We start from the raw sequence: 18,724 nt of genomic DNA on the forward strand, positions 1-18,724 counted from the left end.
GCAAATTTGTTGATTTTATATAAAGTATCTTTGTTATTTTGCGCGTTATTATAACAGTCTGTGTGGATGCTATTTTACTAAAGGGATTTTTACAGTATCGTTAAGTCAATAAATGATTATTCAGTGCATCACTATTTTACTTATTCATTTTTTAAATCGTTTGTCAGCATATCGCAACTTACCTATTGCTCAAAGTTTTTAGTTTGGCTAACCCGCGTTTAAAGCGGTATAAATAATCATAATAGAGTGGCTAGCATAACAGAATGCTAAGGATGCTTGCGATATCTAACATACAACCAAGGAGTTTTATCTATGTCTTATGAGAAGGTTATCGTCCCAAGAGACGGCGAAAAAATTACCGTAAATGCTGATCTGTCGCTAAATGTACCCAATCATCCTATTATCCCGTTCGTTGAAGGCGATGGTATCGGGATCGATATCACGCCGGTCATGATAAAAGTGGTCAATGCGGCCGTGGAGAAAGCTTATCATGGCAAACAGTCCATCATTTGGATGGAGGCTTATCTTGGCGAAAAAGCCGCTAAAATATACGATGGTGACTATCTGCCAAGCGAGACGCTAGAGATTTTAAAAGACTATGTTATCAGTATCAAAGGTCCATTGACCACGCCAGTTGGCGGTGGCTTTCGCTCATTGAACGTAGCGGTACGTCAAGAGCTTGACCTCTATGTGTGTCAGCGCCCAGTTCGTTGGTTTGAAGGTGTACCAAGTCCTGTTCAGCATCCTGAGCTGACAGATATGGTCATTTTCCGTGAAAACTCAGAAGATATCTATGCAGGTATCGAGTGGAAAGCGGGCAGTGAGGATGCTAAGAAAATCATCAAATTCTTAAAAGAAGAAATGGGCGTTACGAAGATCCGCTTCGATGATGATTGCGGTATCGGTATCAAGACAGTATCCAAAGAAGGCTCGCAGCGTCTGGTGCGTAAAGCCATTCAACATGCTATCGATAATGATTTGCCCAGTGTGACTTTAGTGCACAAAGGCAATATTATGAAGTATACCGAAGGCGCATTTAAGGAATGGGGCTATGAGCTGGCCGCAGAACGCTTTGATGCAGAATTATTAGATGGTGGTCCTTGGATGACAATGAAAAATCCAAAAACAGGCAATGATATTATTATCAAGGATGTTATTGCTGATGCCTTTTTGCAGCAAATCTTGATGCGTCCTGCGGATTATTCAGTCGTTGCGACGCTAAACTTAAACGGTGATTATATCTCTGATGCCTTAGCAGCCGAAGTGGGCGGTATTGGTATCGCACCGGGCGCTAACAAAGGCGGCGCAATTGCGGTTTATGAGGCAACTCATGGCACAGCACCTAAATATGCGGGTCAGAATAAAGTAAATCCTGGCTCATTAATTTTATCAGCTGAGATGATGTTACGAGACATGGGTTGGACAGAAGCCGCTGATCTCATTATCAGTGGTATCCAAGGTGCTATTGCTAATAAAACAGTCACTTATGACTTTGAGCGCCTCATGCCAGATGCTATCTTGCTCAGTACTTCTGAGTTTGGTAAAGCGGTTATCAAGCACATGGATGTTTAAAAAGTATATAGAGCTGAGTCAGCAGTTATCAGAATTTTATAGTATCAATAAAAATATCGATATTCACAAAAGTATCGCTGAACTTATCAATGTCAAAAAGCCACCTACAGTTATGTAGGTGGCTTTTTTATTGGCAGTTTTTTGCTGTTTATAAGTGATATTTTAAAAGTAACGTTTTAAACGTACTATCTTATGTTCAAGCATAAAAAACACCGCTTAAGTCTGAGACCTAAGCGGCGTTTTTATTTTACCTAACTGGGTTCAAAAGTCTTTATAAGTAAAGAAAATTAAGCTCAATTGTTTGCTGTATTAGCACATGACTCAATTACAATGAGGCGATTGCTGCATTGAATAGCGTGCTTGGACGCATCGCTTGTTCAGCCAATGCTTCGTCGGCCAAGTAGTAGCCTTTCAGGTCTACAGGCTTGCCTTGCGCTTCATTGAACTGTTTGATGATAGCGTCTTCACTGCTCTCAAGCTTTTGCGCCAGCGGTGCGAACTGTGCTTTTAGATCAGCATCTTTGTCCTGTGCTGCCAGCTCTTGCGCCCAGTACATCGCTAGATAAAAATGACTGCCGCGGTTATCAATCTCACCCGTTTTACGTGATGGGCCTTTGTTGTTCAGCAGCAGTTTTTCTGTCGCCGTATCTAGCGTATCCGCCAAGATTTGCGCTTTAGCATTGTTATCGTGACTGGCCAAATGCTCTAGAGAGACGGTCAAGGCTAAGAACTCACCCAATGAATCCCAACGTAAATGGTTCTCTTCTAGTAGCTGTTGAACGTGCTTAGGTGCAGAACCACCAGCGCCCGTTTCAAACAAACCGCCGCCTTTCATTAATGGTACGACTGACAGCATTTTCGCACTGGTTCCTAATTCTAAAATTGGGAACAAGTCAGTCAAGTAATCACGTAAAATATTACCGGTCGCAGAGATAGTATCCAGACCACGGGCAACGCGCTCTAGCGTATAACGCATCGCACGAACCTGTGACATGATTTCAATATGCAGGCCTGTAGTATCATGATCTTTTAAGTAAGTTTGAACTTTTTTGATCAGCTCGTTTTCGTGTGGACGGTAAGGGTCTAGCCAAAAGATAACTGGTGTATCTGATTCACGGGCACGGCGTACCGCAAGTTTCACCCAATCTTGGATAGGCTCATCTTTAACCTGACACATGCGCCAGATGTCACCGTTTTCAACCTGCTGCTCAAGCAATACCTCATCAGTATCTTCATCGACAATACGAGCCAATCCTGAACCACTCGCCTCAAAAGTCTTGTCATGCGAGCCATACTCTTCGGCTTTTTGTGCCATCAAACCAACGTTAGGAACCGTACCCATCGTCGTTGGATCAAAATTGCCATGCCATTTACAGAAGTTAATCATTTCTTGATAGATACGCGCAAAAGTAGACTCAGGCATGACGGCTTTACAGTCATACATTTTGCCATCAGCACCCCACATTTTACCGCCTGAGCGAATCATCGCTGGCATAGACGCATCAACAATCACATCACTTGGTGAATGGAAGTTGGTGATACCTTTTGATGAGTCAACCATCGCTAGGCGTGGACGATGCACTTGGCAAGCATGTAAATCGCGTTCGATTTCTTCACGCTTACTGGCAGGTAGCTCAGCGATTTTTTCGTACAAACTTGCCATGCCGTTATTGACGTTGATACCTAACTCGTCAAAGAAAGCGCCATGCTTATTAAAGGCATCTTTATAGTAAGTTTTGACCGCATGACCAAACACGATAGGATGCGATACTTTCATCATCGTGGCTTTTACGTGCAGTGAAAACAAGATACCAGCTTCGCGGCAATCTTCCATTTCACGCTCATAAAACTCAAGCAATGATTTTTTGCTCATAAACATTAAGTCGATGACTTCTTTGTCCAGCAAGGCAATGCCTGTTTTGAAGACATGAATAGTGCCATCTTCAGCCACGCGTTCCATACGTACAGTACGTGCTTTATCCAAAGTGATAGATTGCTCACCAGCATAGAAATCGCCACTGTGCATGTGCGATACGTGGGTCTGTGACCATTGCTTCCATTCACCCATAGAGTGTGGATGCTTGCGTGCATAGTTTTTAACCGCTTTTGGCGCACGGCGATCTGAGTTGCCTTCACGCAATACTGGGTTGACAGAACTGCCCAAGCTTTTGCCGTAACGCTTACGGATCTCTTCTTCTTCTTCTGTCTTAGGATCATCTGGAAAATCAGGGATAGCGTAGCCTTTGCTTTGTAATTCTTTGATACAAGCTTTTAGCTGTCCAACAGAAGCACTGATATTAGGCAGTTTAATAATATTGGTATCTGGATCTTGAGTCAGACGACCCAGCTCAGCTAGATTATCAGGGACGCGCTGCTCTTCCGTTAAGTACTCTGGGAACTCAGCCAACACACGGGCAGCAACAGAGATATCGCTGGTTTCAACTTCGATGCCTGCTGTTTGAGTAAAGGCTTTTACAATTGGCAAAAATGATAAGGTTGCTAGCGCTGGTGCTTCGTCAGTTTTTGTATAAATAATTTTAGACATTAGTTGGGCATTCCTTTTAGTTGTAATTAATAATAAGGCTCAAATATAAGTTAATAATTCCATGCAGTTCTGACGTAATAATGAATCATGCAACGATACTAAATAATGTGTCGCGAGTTTTTTGTAGCCAGTTTCTTGAAAACCATCGAGTCTGCTTAGAATTTTTCTTCGTTAAGCGGCAGTTTGACTGTCTTGTCTGAACGACCTGCTCATATGAATGACTTAAAAATAGAGTGCGGACGCTACATCATAGTTAACTGATTATAAATCTGATACGATGTCAATATCGCATAATGAACTAAGTGTAGTGTTTTCGGTTGTTTCTAATATGTCTTAATTACATTAAGCTGTTAAGAGCCTTATTCTACCAGTCATCGATAAAAATTTCATCCTTTCTATACAAACACTGCCTGCTAATATTCGTCATAAAACGATGAATAATACAATCATTATTCAAAAAACTGCCAGTCATATCATAGATATGAGTCGTGACTAAGTGATTCTTACTCTCATTGCAGCAATGAGCTGACAAACCAAATCATCTATGTTTTTAGAGATGACTTTACTGGGATAGCTTTTATTATCGAGAGCGCATTGTTATCTATTTTATTCGTAATATCTGAAAATTATGAGAGCATAATTGTGACAGAGTTTGAGTAGAATTTTGCTAGGCCAGTCATATACGAAACAAGGTATAAAAAACTACGCCCATATAAAAATAAATAGTGAGTATTATGAGTTTACAATATGCATTACTCAATGACACCAGCTGGCAGAGTCAAGCAGACTGGCAAACCCCCGATACCCCTTTTATGTCATTTGCTTTTTGGCAAGCGTTAGCTGACACTGGTGCGATTGGTGAGCAGGCAGGCTGGTTGCCGCTATTTGTGTTAGTACATCGTGTCGCAGATAGTCAAAGCGACAGCTCGATAGACCACGCTGATCATAGCGAAAACCATAGTGAAAACCATTCTGCGATTAATGAAGCTGCGCATCCTGTGGCGGTGTTGCCAGTATTCTTCAAAGGTCATCATCGCGGCGAGTTTGTGTTTGACCATTCATGGGCAGAAGCCTATGCGCGTTATGGTGTGGATTATTATCCAAGGCTGGTTACCAGCGTGCCCTATACACCGATTACGGGTCAGCGGCTTTGGTTGGCAAAAGGTGAGACGTTAACCACCGATATCATAAAGACAGCTATCGCAGGCGTCGATGATATTGCTCAGCAAGTAGGTGCTTCGAGTTGGCATGGATTATTCATCACGCCTGAATTGGCTACAATTGCGACGGCATCCATGCCTACTGATATTGATATAGCGCATTTGCTCACCGCTCAGGATAATGGTTTAGAATCAACCGCAATTGACATGCCTATACTGGAACGTCAAGGCTGTCAATTCTTATGGCAAAATAAAGACTTGCTACAAGACGGCCAACCGTTTGCTGATTTTGAAGCATTCTTAGCGACGCTAAAAGCCAAAAAACGCAAAACCATCCGTGCTGAGCGTCGTAAGGTTGCCGAGCAAGGCATCAGCTGCCAGCGTAAATGCGGTGATGCGATTACCGATGAGGACTGGAAAGCCTTTTATCATTGTTATGTGATGACCTATGCAGTACGTGGACAACAGCCTTATTTGACGATAGATTTTTTTATGGCACTGGCAGCGACTATGTCTGAGCACTTAATGCTCGCACAAGCGTTAGATGCCTCTGGAGAAATTATCGCCAGTAGCTTGTTTTTATACGATGATCGCCATAGCGAAAATGCCACTCTTTATGGTCGCTATTGGGGAGCACTGGGTGAGTACGACAGCTTACACTTTGAGCTGTGTTATTATCAAGGTATTGAGTTTGCCGTCGAGCAAGGGCTTAAGTATTTTGATCCGGGTACGCAAGGGGAGCATAAGCTGGTTCGTGGTTTTATTCCAACGACGACACACTCTATCCACCGTATTTATGACCCACGTTTTGTGCCAGCTATCGCCAATTTTTGCGTCCAAGACCGTGAGCATATGGCGCAGTATCGTCAGCAAGCGTTTGAGGCATTGCCCTTTAATGCGGATAATATGCCAGCCTTTGATACCAATCAATAGGCTTTGCTTAATACGCCTGACGCTCGCTTTCTTTTTTATTATTATGTCACTATTAGCCGTTAACTATGTCCAGTACTCCTTTTATTTGTCTTACCCATTTTTCTCCTCCTAGTGAGCTACTCTCGTGGCTCAATGTCGCAGGCTCTCTCACGGCGGTGTTGGAAGTGAAAGCAGGGCAGCCCTTGCGCGTGGAGCGTAGCTTTGAGGGTTACCGATTGCTGTCATTGGCACAAAAAAAACAATTGAATGTCACAGGTGCCATGCTGAATCGTCCCATGCTAGCATGGGTGCGTGAAGCGCAACTATATGGCAATGACGCACGCCCGTGGGTGGCCGCGCAAAGTATCTTTCCGTTACCCAGTCTCAAAGGTCACGCCCGCCGTCTACAGCAACTCAAAGGTACACCCATCGGTTATGTGTTATTTAAACGCAGTCGAACCTTACCCAATCAGCGTTTTATCCAGCAGACTGCTGAAGGTTGGCAACGGCAAACACGTTATGATTGGTATGGTCGCCAGCTGCTGATCAGCGAAACTTTCTTGCCAGCATTTGTCGCTACTGACAGTTAAATATCCATTAAGTAGCCAGTCAATAGATAAATGTCGCTACTAATCTGTTGACCAACAACAGGCTAGGAGCAGGATGATAGCGGTAAACCATTTATTTTATTGGCTATTTATCTGCGTTATATCACCATTTAATTCACTCAGCTTACAGTGAGGTTTTTTTGCGCTCACCGCACAAATTTTCATGTTACACTTAATGTTTAGCGATGATTTTGATGCCAGCGCGTATCGAGTTTATTGCCGAATTGGACAAGTTAATGACAGGCCTATTGCCTCTGCTTACTCCTACTTATCTTTGCTAATAGACTCAATTCACAATAATGGTCATACCATAAAACTGAGCGTAAAAGTACCGCTGGTACTTTGAGCGACGTTGACACAGTAATCGTTTTATTGTGGGCAGCCTATAAGCTTCTTTTCAACGACATTTTTCAATGACAGTCACTACCTAGGACATCACTATGTTTAAAGATATTTCTATCAAAGATTTTGATCCAGTACTTGCTGAAGCGATGGCTGCAGAAAGCGTTCGTCAAGAAAACCATATCGAATTGATTGCGTCTGAAAACTACTGCTCGCAAGCAGTGATGGAAGCGCAAGGCACAGATCTAACCAACAAATACGCTGAAGGCTATCCTGGCAAGCGTTACTATGGTGGTTGTGAGCATGTAGACGTTGTAGAGCAATTGGCGATTGATCGTGCAAAAGAGTTGTTCGGTGCTGAGTACGTCAACGTCCAGCCACATTCTGGTAGCCAAGCAAACTCTGCCGTATTTTTAGCGTTACTTGAAGCAAATGACACCGTACTAGGCATGAGCTTAGACGCAGGTGGTCACTTGACTCACGGCGCACACATTAACTTTTCAGGTCTGAACTACAATGCCGTACAGTACGGCTTGGTCGAAGGCACTGGTCTTATCGATTATGACCAAGTTGAAAGTTTGGCAAAAGAGCATAAGCCTAAAATGATTATTGCTGGTTTTTCAGCGTATTCACAGGTAGTCGATTGGGCACGTTTCCGTGAAATCGCTGATGAAGTTGGTGCTTATTTGCTAGTAGATATGGCGCACGTTGCTGGTCTAGTTGCTGGTGGTGTTTATCCAAACCCAGTACCGTTCGCTGATGTGGTTACAACGACTACGCACAAAACCTTACGTGGCCCACGTTCAGGTATGATTTTGGCACGTGATGAAGTACTTGCTAAAAAGCTGAATTCTGCCGTATTCCCAGGTAACCAAGGCGGTCCGTTGATGCATGTCATCGCGGCAAAAGCGGTTTGCTTTAAAGAAGCGTTAGAAGATAACTTTTCTACTTATCAGCAGCAAGTGGTCAAAAACGCTAAAGCGATGGCAAAAGTGGTTCAAGACCGCGGCTATGAAATCATCTCTGGCGGTACTGAAAACCATCTCATGCTGATCAGCCTCGTTAAGCAAGAAATGACGGGTAAAGAAGCGGACAAATGGCTTGGCGATGCGCATATTACTGTGAATAAAAACGCCGTACCAAATGATCCAAAATCTCCGTTCGTTACGTCTGGTATCCGTATCGGTACGCCAGCAATCACTACTCGCGGCTTCAACGAAGCGCAAGCGGGTGATTTGGCAGGTTGGATTTGTGATGTACTAGATAGCCGCGGTGATGAAGCCGTCGCTACTGAAGTACGCGGTAAAGTAAAAGCGATCTGCAAAGAGTTACCAGTTTACGAAAAAAATCAGTAAGTCTTAACTGACTCTTTTTGAGAGCTGTATAACAAAAACCGCTTAGCTTTTGCTAGGCGGTTTTTTATTTTTTTAATAAAAGGATAATTTGATGATGCTACGAATTCATGCTCTTTACCATGTTGATTTTGAAGAGCTCAGCCATATCAAGCAGTGGGCAGATAATCGAGACCATAGTATTATGGTCACACGTTTTTATAAAAATGAACCATTACCCGCGCAAGACAGTTTTGATTGGTTAGTCGTTATGGGTGGACCAATGAGCATTCATGATGAAAGTGACTTTCAGTGGCTAGCTGATGAAAAATCTTTCATTCAGCAAAGTATTAATGACGGAAAAACCGTGATTGGTGTTTGCTTGGGTGCACAACTGATTGCAGATAGCTTGGGGGCGAAAGTTGCGCCATCAGGCATAAAAGAGGTTGGCTGGCTGCCCATTCAATTGACCGAACAGGGGCTTGCGCATCCGCTGCTAGCAGATTTGCCAAAGAATGAATTCACTGTATTTCATTTGCATGGCGATGGTTTTGAGTGTCCCAAAGGCGCGATGCCAATTGCAACGTCACATACTTGGGCCAATCAAGGTTTTGTTTATCAAACATCAAAGCATAAAGAATTAGGTACGTGGGTGCTTGGTTGGCAATGTCATTTTGAAGTGACTAACAAGAGTATGGTAGATATGGTGTCGCATGGACAGACGTATATACAAGAAGCGATGATTGATCATCCTGACTCTGTGCAAGCGGCTGATGAGATCCTAGCACTAGGGGACACGTCTATTGCAGATAACAATGCATGGCTCTCGACCATGCTAGATAAACTAGCTAGATAATTCAGTGAAACGCGATTAATAATCTGTAGCAGGTGAAAATTCAGTATAAAGAAAAGCGCTAAAATGACAGATGAGCAAACCAGTCAAGACTGTGGGTTTTACTTATCTTACTTACATAATAATACTCGCTATTGATTACTTAACCTGCGACCTATCTTTTATACAATCTCATTGAACTGAAGAAAGAACCATTTAGCTTCTGCTAGGTGGTTTTTATTTTTAATAAGAAATAAGGGGAGTACGATGCCTATTTCTACATCTATGTCATTTTGTTTTTGTAGTGTTCGTGAGGAAAATTTAGCAAGTATGCTAAATGGTAGTATTACACTTGATGAGCTAAGAGAAAATCGTGACAACCAATACTTGGATGTGAAACAAGCATCTTTTGAACACTATACGGAAGAATTGATTGAGCTGTTGGGAGAGGGACATTACGCCTTGTGCGATCTGTTATTTTTGGCAGACAACACGCCTCTGCATGAGCAGCATGACGGGCTATTATATGATGTGGCCGTCGTGCCTAAGATTGTCAAAGCGTTTGCCGCGACAGACTTAAAAAAATTGGTACACGACATCGGTTACCACGAAGCAGAGAGCCAAGAAGGTTTGAATACGTTTCTTGAGAATTTAAATCATGTTCATAAGTTATTTGAGTTTGCAGAAGAGAACAAGCTCAATGTGGTTAGGTTTACGCTTTAATATATAAAAATTTGCGTTAAGTATTTGTTACTTGAAGTACTTTAAAACTTGAGCGTCTTAGTTTGATGTGAAAAACCGCTCAGCTGAATGGCTAGGCGGTTTTTTTGTGATTAAAATTGGTAGTAGTTTTTGAGATTTGGGTTGAGCTTATGTTTTAATCTAGCTTTCATTTTTTGTAAAATGACAATGTTTTGACGCAACACAAACTAATCCTTCTTCAGCGCATGACTGTCTTCTAATATGCCCATAAATCTCTCATATAACCAAGGTTCAGCATCATCGATGGCTTGGTTATATATTTTAGAGCCGATCAAGTCCACCATAAAATCGAATAAGAACTTGGCAGGCAAATTACCGATATCCAAATCAAACTCTTCGCTCATATAATCTCTCAAATTATCTAACAGCGCTTCTTCCTCTTCCTTCGATAACTTGATAAGTTTGTCTTTACTCATATCATTCTCTCAATACTAGGTAATGATCTAGCTTAGTTCAATCATATCTTTATAGGAAGGTTGAATAACCAATAAAAAAGGCTGGGTTACGATAGCGTAGCCCAGCCTTATTCAGGTTAATTCGACTTTATTGCTTATCAAATTACATAAACGGCAGTTTAGTAAATATCTGCAAGATCGTCGCGTTGACGATATCGACAAAGAATGCACCAACCATTGGCACAATCAAAAACGCCTTAGGCGAAGGCAGATAGCGATCCGTGACCGCCTGCATATTGGCAATCGCCGTTGGCGTCGCACCCATACCGAAACCACAATGTCCAGCTGACAAGACCGCTGCATCATAGTCTTTACCCATCACCTTAAAGGTTATGAAATAGACATAAACGACCATAATGACCGTCTGTACCAATAAGATAATCAACACAGGACCTGCCAAATCAGTCAGCTGCCATAGCTTCAATGACAGCAGCGCCATGGCTAAGAACAGACTCAAAGAAGCGTTACCAAATACGTCGATAGAGCGATCAAACATATCAAAATTAAAGATAGTGGTTAAGACATTACGAATAATCACACCACCTGCCAACGCCCAAACGAAGGTAGGTAGCTCAAACCACGTGCCTTGGGCAACAAGCGTCATGACATCCGCGAAGGCCAACGCTGCGGCAAACAATGCCAATGTCTCAATAGTAGAAGAGGCGGTGATAAAGCGCATGCTATCAGGTCTTTCGAAAATTTCTTTATTGCTACTCGCTGAATCTTCATCATGTTTGGTGCTATAAAGCGACTGCGCACCAGCGACTTTTTCGATGTCACTAGGATTGGGATTGGCGGGCGTTGGTTTCAACCCCAGCTTTTGAATCAGGCGACGGGCAACAGGACCACCAATGATACCACCAGCGACTAAGCCATAGGTGGCAACGGCGATACCAAGTGTCGTTGCACCGACCACACCGTAATCTTGCTCCAAGGTGATACCCCAAGCGCCTGCCGTACCGTGACCACCAGTCAGGGCGATAGAACCTGTCACTAATCCAAGTAGTGGATCAAGTCCCAACGCGCTTGCCATGGCCACACCAACGACATCTTGCAAGACGATAAAAACGGACACAACGATGGTAAAAATCAACAATGGCGTACCACCAGCTTTGAGTCTACTAAAATCAGCGCTCAAACCAATAGAGGCAAAAAACATCAGCATGGTCGCCGTCTGTAATCCTTGATGAAAGTTAAAACTATATCCCCAAATGATATTTAGAATATAGACCACTATTGCTGCGACCAAACCACCAGCAACAGGCTCTGGAATGTTAAAATCTTCTAAGAATTTAATTTTCTTGACCAAAAAGCGCCCAAGCAGCAGCACTAGAGTGGCTAGTATCAGCGTGTAATAGCCGTTTAGGGTAATTTCCATATATTAATCCTTTCTATAAAAATAAATTAACCTGAATTCGGGATAAATATGGTTTTATCTCGAATTCAGGTTTGTGTGGTGATTGGCGACTAGGCATCATCCACGGACGGCATAATAACCCATAATTGCGGCTTGCCAAAATCTCTGTAGGCATCTTCAATGATGCTTTTGAAAACATTAAAATCTTCGGTGTTTATTTTTTCCACCGCTGTTAGATCCAGCATCAGGTGAGTCACTTCGCTGTCCGTTAAACAGTCCCATGCGCTATCCCAGTTATGTGAAAAATAGCTGGGAAAATTACAGGCATTGGCTAAGTTTGTTAATAATGTGGTTTTATTGAGTATCTCGTTTATAGGTATGTTAACAGTCTGAGCGGGCATGCTAGCATTTAGTGCTGTAGTTTTTTGGTTAATATCTTGGTCAAAACCCAGATTAATATAGTGGATGGCTTTACTCATATTATTTTACGTCCAGTCTGCGAAAGCTATCATAGTGATCAACGGTTAAGTAATATACGGTCGGCGGATGACCACCTGTGACGATACGCCGTGCACCGCGATGTGACACGCCAGGGGTCGGCACGGTATATTCGCGGTAGTAGCCTTGCGACTGCGTGGGCAATCTGCCCTCACGATTATAAAATGTCGTGCCATCTTTATGAGGATAAGGAAAAGGCCCGCCTCGTTGAATAAGGACAATGGTATTGTCTATCTGAGCATCGCCCGTGACGCCGCTTGTCTTTGCTGGCTGTGCCTCTGATGAGGTTTGTGATACCGTCGTTGGGTCAATACTATCGGTCAAAAACCCAGACGACAAATCACCAAAAAAGTAAACAGCGACGGCAATAAGAGCAATCAAACTAAATAGGGTAGAGCCTAAGCTTCTCTTGTTTTGGTTGCCACGCTGACTATGACGATTGTCACGGGTAGTGTGTCGCGGGTTTTTGTTATTATCAGTAGGGTTGTTTCGGCTGCCAGTATTTGAATAGTGATTGGTTATATTTGAGTCTGGAGTGGCTAAAATACTCAATTCGTTGGAAGTGACTTCAGTGGCTCGTAGTTGGTTTTTATCATTACGCTCACTATTGAAATAGACGCTTTGACCAACGGTTATCGGCTGTGATAATCGCACTTTACTCACATGAAAAAACACGTCTTCACTTTGGTTGTCTACATCGATAAAGCCATAGCCTTTATCTGAATTCCAGTGCTTGATTTTACCACTCTGCATAAGCCCACTTTCCTATCGCCTGTTTTGTTATCGTGCCGCATGATTTCTACCATACACATGGTTTTGATGCCGCATATATAACATATTTGACACTACTAAAAAACGCCAGCAATTGAGCTGGCGTTTTTTTGTGGATTATACGTTAAATGAGAGAGTGGATGATAGGCTAAGCGACAAGACGTTAGGCGCGAGTCTCACCATGACCATAAACGATCCATTTTTGTGAGGTGAGACCTTCAAGTCCTACTGGACCACGAGCGTGGATTTTATCGGTCGAGATGCCAATCTCGGCACCCAATCCATACTCAAAACCATCGGCAAAACGACTAGAGGCGTTAATCATGACGCTCGATGAGTCAACTTCACGGATGAAACGTTGCGACTTGGTATAGTTGTCGGTAATGATGACGTCGGTATGATGGCTGCCATGAGTGTTGATATGTTCAATGGCTTCGTCAATACCTGACAAAACTTTTACCGCTAAGATAGGCGCTAAATATTCGGTATCCCAATCCTCAGCAGTGGCCGCAGACAGATGTCCAGCAAGCTTAGCATTGTCATTTAAGATGGCTTGCGACTTATCATCAAGGCGCAGTTGCATCGCATCATCAGCGGCGATGATGGCTTCGGCAATCTTAGGTAATAGCTCACCCGCAACTGATTCGTCGATCAATAGCGTCTCCATGGTATTACACGTACCGTAGCGATGGGTTTTTGCATTGACGCTGACCTTGATGGCGATTTCGGCATCTGCATCGCTATCGATAAAGGTATGGCAGTTGCCATCTAAATGCTTGATGACAGGAACACGAGCATCACGGCTGATACGTTCAATCAATCCTTTGCCACCGCGTGGGACAATGACATCGACATAATCTGTCATGGTGATCAGCTCGCCGACAGCAGCACGATCTGTCGTTTGTAATACTTGCACACTGTGCTCAGACAGCCCGACTTTTTGTAGTCCTTCCAAGATACACTTGGCAATCGCTTGGTTGGATTCAAACGCTTCAGAGCCGCCGCGCAAGATAATAGCGTTGCCTGATTTTAGCGCCAATGAAGCCGCTTCTAAGGTCACGTTAGGGCGCGACTCATAAATCATACCGACCACGCCGAGTGGCACCCGCATTTTACCCAAATGAATCCCTGATGGCTGATAGGTCATGTCAGTGACTTCGCCGATAGGGTCTGGTAATGAGGCGACGTCTTTTAACCCTTGGAGCATACCGTCAAAGCGGGCATCATTTAGCGCTAAGCGATCCAGTAAGGCTGCCTCTAAATCGTTGCTTTGTCCATTATCCATATCGATTTTATTGGCAGCCAAAATATCTGATTTGGCCTCTTTTAACACATCATGAATCGCCATTAATGCTGAGTTTTTATCACCAGTGTTTGCCGCAGCCAGCACACGAGAAGCCGCTCGTGCTTGTTTGCCGACAGCTTGCATATAGGCAGTAACGTCTGTGGTATTCGATTGACTCATAAATTATTTTCCTTATGTTATAAATGTTTTAAGCAAATGAAAGCGCCCAAAAAGGCGAAAATGTGGCAAAAAGATGATTTTGATACCTGTCAGGTATTATGCTATTTAACATAGAGGAGATTGAGGCGATAGTAAAGATGATTTTGTGAACAGTGCCTGCTTTACATAGCGTTTATGAGCATTGTTGTCGCGTCATTTTACTGACTTTACCATTACTGAATCCTTGCCATTTCATGATACAAGCACCGTTTTAGAGAAAGCAGAAACGCAAGCTTTCGGTTACGTGGTTTTAACAGAACTGCGTTGTAACTACTAAGGTAGCTAGCATTAATCATACGTATAGTAGAGCTTAACGGTGCATCATAAAGCAATTAAAGGGCAGACATTCATGTACGAATGGTTGCTCGTCAAATACAACTTAACAAATGAAATAATGATGGAGAATAAAAATGGCTATTAGAAATGACACTATCGACAACACCATGCGTAAAAGCTTGCTGGCAGTTGGTTTGGTTGCCGCGGCATTGACATTGGGCGCTTGCGGTAAGAAAGAGGAAGCACCTATGGAAACTGCTCCAGCCGTTGATGCACAAACAGCGGTAGAGGATGAAGCTACTGGTGTTGCGACAGCAGGCGAAGGTGATGATATTGCAGTTGCTAGTGCTGATGATGGCATGGCAGTGGGTAGTAATGATGATGTGGCGGTGGCAACAGCAGATGACGCCGAAGTGCTGGACGGCACTGAGAGCGAAGAACATGTCTCGACGTATTAAATCGCTACTTTGATTAACTGATTATCATTAGTGGATGATATAAGCGAATAAAACTAGATAATCAGATAAAACTACGCCCAGTACACGAAAGTGATAAAATAAGGCTCAGCGCTGTAAATACAGTCTGGGCTTTTTTGTGTTAGCTATTTAGTGGCTTATTAGTATTTATTTGCCACTGATTGAGCATTGATTCAGCGTTGATTGAGCATCTGGTTCAATACAGGATTTGCCTTTTTGCTGTGTAATAAGAGACAATGAGGCATTTTTTCTATTTGTGTCACGAATCATTGCCTTATCACAATAATGCTATGATCGATGCTGATACTATTTATGCTGCCTATGCCGCTATTTTTTATTTATTTTTATTCGTGTTTTCACTCATATTTATTGGAAGTCTGCTGAACCATGCTTGATATTGCAAAAGATCCGACTCGGCCTATCGCCTTAGATTTACAAGACGTCCATAAAAGCTATGGCTCATTGGCAGTGCTAAAAGGAGTGTCCCTTACCGCATATGACGGTGATGTCATCTCTATTTTGGGCTCATCAGGCTCAGGTAAATCTACCTTACTGCGCTGCATTAATTTGCTCGAAAAGCCCAATCAAGGTCGTATTATTATCGGTAATGATGAGCTGATGCTCAAGCCTGCCAAGTCAGGTGAGCTGCAAGCGGTCGATATCAAGCAATTGGAAAACTTGCGCGCGCGCGTGGGTTTTGTCTTCCAAAACTTTAACTTGTGGCCGCACAAAACGATTTTGCAAAACATCATCGAAGGACCAACGCAGGTTTTAAAGATTAAAAAAGATCAAGCCATTAGCGATGCTGAAAAACTGCTCGATAAAGTCGGTTTGCTTGATAAAAAAGACGCTTATCCAGCGAATTTATCTGGTGGTCAGCGTCAGCGTGTGGCAATTGCCCGTGCGCTTGCCATGCAGCCACAAGTGCTGCTATTCGATGAGCCAACCTCAGCCTTAGATCCTGAGCTGGTCAATGAAGTGCTCGCTGTCATGCGTGAGTTGGCAGAAGAGGGACGTACTATGCTTATCGTCACCCATGAGATGCGTTTTGCGAGAGAAGTATCAAGCAAAGTGGTGTTCTTGCATCAAGGTGTGATTGAAGAGATTGGCACGCCTGAGCAAGTTTTTGATAATCCTACCTCTGAGCGTGTCAAAGACTTTATGGCATCGCATCGTCAGAACTAGCCTCGTATTTAGTATCCGTTTTATATGCAAAAATGGGGTGGTAATATTCTTACCACCCTATCGTCATTTTATTTTAAGCATAAAATTACTGCTTAGTAAGCAGCGTTGACCGTTTATTACTCGTTAATAACAGTCGGTATGTAAAACGTTTGTTTTTGATATTTTACTCAGGTATTATCAGAAGGTTTACAGGTGGTCGATAATGACGGCTGCTTGTGTATTCTGCTATCTATATTGCTTGTCTGGCAGGGACGTCAGAGAACAAAATATCAGAACCCTACATTAAAAACCCATCAGAATTTAAGGAATGTATGATGTCGAATTCTCGCCTATTGTGGTCATCGATGACCGTTACCGCCGCATTGATGCTGAGCGCCTGTAGTCAACCGGCTAATGAAACTACTGATAGCAACACTGACGCCACTGCAGCAGAAACGGCTGGCAAGACCATTCGTATCGCGACCGAAGGTGCTTACCCTCCTTTTAACTACACCAATGCTGATGGCAGCTTGGCAGGCTACGATATTGACGTTGCCAATGCCTTGTGTAAACAGATGCAAGCCAAATGTGAAATCGTCGCTCAAGATTGGGATGGTATTATTCCGGGTCTTTTAGCACAAAAATATGATGCAGTGATTGCGGGTATGTCTATTACACCTGAGCGTCAAGAAAAAGTCGACTTTACCGAGCCTTACTTTGCCAATACGATGGTTTGGCTGACCGATACCAAAGGCAGTTTTGATCCTATGGCGATCAAAAACTTGACACTTGGTGGTCAACGTTCAACCACGCCTGGCGCTTATTTACAAGATAACTATGAAGGCAAAGACGGCAATACTGTGCAGTTGTATGACAATTATGACAATGCTTATCTGGATCTAAAGTCTGGTCGTAGCGATGCGGTATTGGCGGAAAAAGTCTCTGCCAAATCATGGTTGGCAGACAACCCTGAAGGCTTTGGTATCGTTGGTGACGAAATTGACAATGACGATAATATTGCCATTGCTGTTCGTAAAGGTGACGCACTCAGAGACGACTTTAATAAAGCACTCAGCGAAATCCGTAGTAACGGTGAGCTGGCACGTCTTGAGCAAGCGAACTTTGGTCAATAATCTTCTGATTGAAAAATGAAGGAATAGCAAACATGACAATATCAATGACATCATCATTAAAAACTAAGGCGCTTTGGCTTGCGCCATTAAGTGCCGCGATGCTTATGCTGGCTGGTTGTAATAATAGCGCCACGCCAGAAGATGGGGCGGCAGCTGACACCACAGCCGATGCACCTATGAACATAAAAATTGCCACCGAATCAAGCTATAAGCCGTTCAGTTATACCGATGCTGATGGCAAGTTAATTGGTTATGAGATTGAGCTGGTCGACGCTCTGTGTGCACAAATGAAAGCAAAATGTGAAGTCATCTCACAAGATTGGGATGGTCTCATTCCTGGTCTAAATGCCCAAAAATTCGATGCAATTATCGCAGGTATGTCGATCACGCCTGAGCGTAAAGAAGTGGTTGAATTCACTGACCCGTACTTTCACACCGGCATTATCTTGATCGGTAAAAAAGGTGATGACATTCGCGTTGATGCATTAAAAGGTCAGCCTATTGCCTCACAGCGCTCAACCGTCGCTTCACAGTACTTGCAGGATGAACATGCAGATGCTGATATCAAGCTTTATGATACCCAAGACAATGCGTATCTGGATCTGACTTCAGGTCGCGTACGGGCAATGATGTCCGATAAAGTCACTGGCATCGATTGGCTAAAAACGGATGCTGGTAAAGACTATGAAGTGAAAGGACAAGAAATCAGCACCGACGAAGATGCCATGGGTATCGCGCTGCGTAAAGGCGATCCATTGGTCGCTAAGTTCAATAAAGCGTTGGCTGAATTAAAAGAAAACGGTACTTATGACCAAATCACAGGCAGCTATTTTGGCACCAGCTCTACTGCTGCTGCGCAAAAAGCCGTGGCAACCACCGACGTAAAAGAAGTGATGGTGGTTGAAGGTGATGATGCTGTTGAAGTGAAAGAAGAATCAGCTGAAGCGGCGACTAACTAATATCATAGCTCATCTCTGTGCTCGGCTGATATGGCTGTCACGTATGGCGATATTCGCTCATAGAGAT

At 43.2% G+C, this 18,724-nt stretch carries 16 protein-coding genes; 10 read left to right on the forward strand and 6 right to left on the reverse strand.

Annotation, left to right across the window (positions count from 1 at the left end):
• Positions 1-312 precede the first annotated feature (312 nt).
• Complete coding sequence (icd, locus tag JMW85_RS02545; protein WP_201580865.1) at positions 313-1,572, forward strand: NADP-dependent isocitrate dehydrogenase; 1,260 nt, start codon at positions 313-315, stop codon at positions 1,570-1,572.
• 325 nt (positions 1,573-1,897) lie between these two features.
• On the opposite strand, the gene JMW85_RS02550 is transcribed toward icd, so the two are convergent.
• A complete protein-coding gene (locus tag JMW85_RS02550) occupies positions 1,898-4,117 on the reverse strand; it encodes an NADP-dependent isocitrate dehydrogenase (RefSeq protein ID WP_201580866.1) in 2,220 nt (739 codons plus the stop codon).
• 734 nt (positions 4,118-4,851) lie between these two features.
• On the opposite strand from JMW85_RS02550, the gene JMW85_RS02555 reads away from it, so the two are divergent.
• The 5 genes from JMW85_RS02555 (at position 4,852) to JMW85_RS02575 (ending at position 10,025) form a co-directional block, all read left to right on the forward strand.
• Positions 4,852-6,210 (forward strand): GNAT family N-acetyltransferase, encoded by a 1,359-nt coding sequence (locus tag JMW85_RS02555; RefSeq protein WP_201580867.1) that lies wholly within the window; start codon positions 4,852-4,854, stop codon positions 6,208-6,210.
• 65 nt (positions 6,211-6,275) lie between these two features.
• The gene (locus JMW85_RS02560) at positions 6,276-6,779 is read left to right on the forward strand and encodes a chorismate--pyruvate lyase family protein (RefSeq protein ID WP_201580868.1); all 504 of its coding nucleotides are present in this window, start codon (positions 6,276-6,278) and stop codon (positions 6,777-6,779) included.
• A gap of 458 nt (positions 6,780-7,237) precedes the next feature.
• A complete protein-coding gene (glyA, locus tag JMW85_RS02565; protein ID WP_045455368.1) occupies positions 7,238-8,494 on the forward strand; it encodes a serine hydroxymethyltransferase in 1,257 nt (418 codons plus the stop codon).
• A gap of 91 nt (positions 8,495-8,585) precedes the next feature.
• Entirely contained in the window at positions 8,586-9,326 is a 741-nt protein-coding gene (locus JMW85_RS02570; RefSeq protein WP_201580869.1) for a type 1 glutamine amidotransferase, read from the forward strand.
• A gap of 243 nt (positions 9,327-9,569) precedes the next feature.
• Positions 9,570-10,025, forward strand: a complete 456-nt coding sequence (locus tag JMW85_RS02575) for a hypothetical protein (RefSeq protein WP_193007756.1) — start codon at positions 9,570-9,572, stop codon at positions 10,023-10,025.
• Positions 10,026-10,231: 206 nt separating this feature from the next.
• Here the strand turns inward: JMW85_RS02575 and JMW85_RS02580 are convergent, their stop codons facing one another.
• The 5 genes from JMW85_RS02580 to JMW85_RS02600 all read right to left on the reverse strand — a co-directional run bounded on the left by JMW85_RS02580 (position 10,232) and on the right by JMW85_RS02600 (position 14,610).
• Positions 10,232-10,480 (reverse strand): DUF2164 domain-containing protein, encoded by a 249-nt coding sequence (locus JMW85_RS02580; RefSeq protein ID WP_055123463.1) that lies wholly within the window; start codon positions 10,478-10,480, stop codon positions 10,232-10,234.
• A gap of 142 nt (positions 10,481-10,622) precedes the next feature.
• Complete coding sequence (gene gltS, locus JMW85_RS02585) at positions 10,623-11,897, reverse strand: sodium/glutamate symporter (protein WP_045453577.1); 1,275 nt, start codon at positions 11,895-11,897, stop codon at positions 10,623-10,625.
• An 89-nt stretch (positions 11,898-11,986) separates the two neighbouring features.
• Positions 11,987-12,355, reverse strand: coding sequence for a barstar family protein (locus JMW85_RS02590; protein WP_201580870.1), 369 nt, complete (start codon positions 12,353-12,355; stop codon positions 11,987-11,989).
• 1 nt (position 12,356) lies between these two features.
• A complete protein-coding gene (locus JMW85_RS14375; protein WP_201560003.1) occupies positions 12,357-13,127 on the reverse strand; it encodes a ribonuclease domain-containing protein in 771 nt (256 codons plus the stop codon).
• Positions 13,128-13,308: 181 nt separating this feature from the next.
• Positions 13,309-14,610 carry a glutamate-5-semialdehyde dehydrogenase gene (locus JMW85_RS02600; RefSeq protein WP_201552736.1) on the reverse strand — a complete coding sequence of 434 codons (1,302 nt, stop codon included), beginning with the start codon at positions 14,608-14,610 and terminating at the stop codon, positions 13,309-13,311.
• 449 nt (positions 14,611-15,059) lie between these two features.
• Here JMW85_RS02600 and JMW85_RS02605 point away from each other — a divergent pair, with 449 nt between their 5' ends.
• The 4 genes from JMW85_RS02605 (at position 15,060) to JMW85_RS02620 (ending at position 18,657) form a co-directional block, all read left to right on the forward strand.
• Complete coding sequence (locus JMW85_RS02605; RefSeq protein WP_201552738.1) at positions 15,060-15,383, forward strand: hypothetical protein; 324 nt, start codon at positions 15,060-15,062, stop codon at positions 15,381-15,383.
• A gap of 405 nt (positions 15,384-15,788) precedes the next feature.
• Entirely contained in the window at positions 15,789-16,586 is a 798-nt protein-coding gene (locus JMW85_RS02610) for an ABC transporter ATP-binding protein (protein ID WP_045443533.1), read from the forward strand.
• A gap of 311 nt (positions 16,587-16,897) precedes the next feature.
• A complete protein-coding gene (locus tag JMW85_RS02615; RefSeq protein WP_173936682.1) occupies positions 16,898-17,698 on the forward strand; it encodes a transporter substrate-binding domain-containing protein in 801 nt (266 codons plus the stop codon).
• A gap of 32 nt (positions 17,699-17,730) precedes the next feature.
• Positions 17,731-18,657 carry a transporter substrate-binding domain-containing protein gene (locus JMW85_RS02620; RefSeq protein ID WP_109590919.1) on the forward strand — a complete coding sequence of 309 codons (927 nt, stop codon included), beginning with the start codon at positions 17,731-17,733 and terminating at the stop codon, positions 18,655-18,657.
• Positions 18,658-18,724: the final 67 nt, after the last annotated feature.

Source organism: Psychrobacter glacincola, from assembly GCF_904846075.1.
Classification (GTDB): Bacteria; Pseudomonadota; Gammaproteobacteria; order Pseudomonadales; family Moraxellaceae; genus Psychrobacter; species Psychrobacter glacincola_C.

What these genes read in the sequence shown, in the direction of transcription:
- icd (WP_201580865.1), top strand. Translation starts at nt 313, where the DNA reads ATGTCTTATGAGAAGGTTATCGTCCCAAGAGACGGCGAAAAAATTACC.
- JMW85_RS02550 (WP_201580866.1), bottom strand. Translation starts at nt 4,117, where the DNA reads ATGTCTAAAATTATTTATACAAAAACTGACGAAGCACCAGCGCTAGCA.
- JMW85_RS02555 (WP_201580867.1), top strand. Translation starts at nt 4,852, where the DNA reads ATGAGTTTACAATATGCATTACTCAATGACACCAGCTGGCAGAGTCAA.
- JMW85_RS02560 (WP_201580868.1), top strand. Translation starts at nt 6,276, where the DNA reads ATGTCCAGTACTCCTTTTATTTGTCTTACCCATTTTTCTCCTCCTAGT.
- glyA (WP_045455368.1), top strand. Translation starts at nt 7,238, where the DNA reads ATGTTTAAAGATATTTCTATCAAAGATTTTGATCCAGTACTTGCTGAA.
- JMW85_RS02570 (WP_201580869.1), top strand. Translation starts at nt 8,586, where the DNA reads ATGATGCTACGAATTCATGCTCTTTACCATGTTGATTTTGAAGAGCTC.
- JMW85_RS02575 (WP_193007756.1), top strand. Translation starts at nt 9,570, where the DNA reads ATGCCTATTTCTACATCTATGTCATTTTGTTTTTGTAGTGTTCGTGAG.
- JMW85_RS02580 (WP_055123463.1), bottom strand. Translation starts at nt 10,480, where the DNA reads ATGAGTAAAGACAAACTTATCAAGTTATCGAAGGAAGAGGAAGAAGCG.
- gltS (WP_045453577.1), bottom strand. Translation starts at nt 11,897, where the DNA reads ATGGAAATTACCCTAAACGGCTATTACACGCTGATACTAGCCACTCTA.
- JMW85_RS02590 (WP_201580870.1), bottom strand. Translation starts at nt 12,355, where the DNA reads ATGAGTAAAGCCATCCACTATATTAATCTGGGTTTTGACCAAGATATT.
- JMW85_RS14375 (WP_201560003.1), bottom strand. Translation starts at nt 13,127, where the DNA reads ATGCAGAGTGGTAAAATCAAGCACTGGAATTCAGATAAAGGCTATGGC.
- JMW85_RS02600 (WP_201552736.1), bottom strand. Translation starts at nt 14,610, where the DNA reads ATGAGTCAATCGAATACCACAGACGTTACTGCCTATATGCAAGCTGTC.
- JMW85_RS02605 (WP_201552738.1), top strand. Translation starts at nt 15,060, where the DNA reads ATGGCTATTAGAAATGACACTATCGACAACACCATGCGTAAAAGCTTG.
- JMW85_RS02610 (WP_045443533.1), top strand. Translation starts at nt 15,789, where the DNA reads ATGCTTGATATTGCAAAAGATCCGACTCGGCCTATCGCCTTAGATTTA.
- JMW85_RS02615 (WP_173936682.1), top strand. Translation starts at nt 16,898, where the DNA reads ATGATGTCGAATTCTCGCCTATTGTGGTCATCGATGACCGTTACCGCC.
- JMW85_RS02620 (WP_109590919.1), top strand. Translation starts at nt 17,731, where the DNA reads ATGACAATATCAATGACATCATCATTAAAAACTAAGGCGCTTTGGCTT.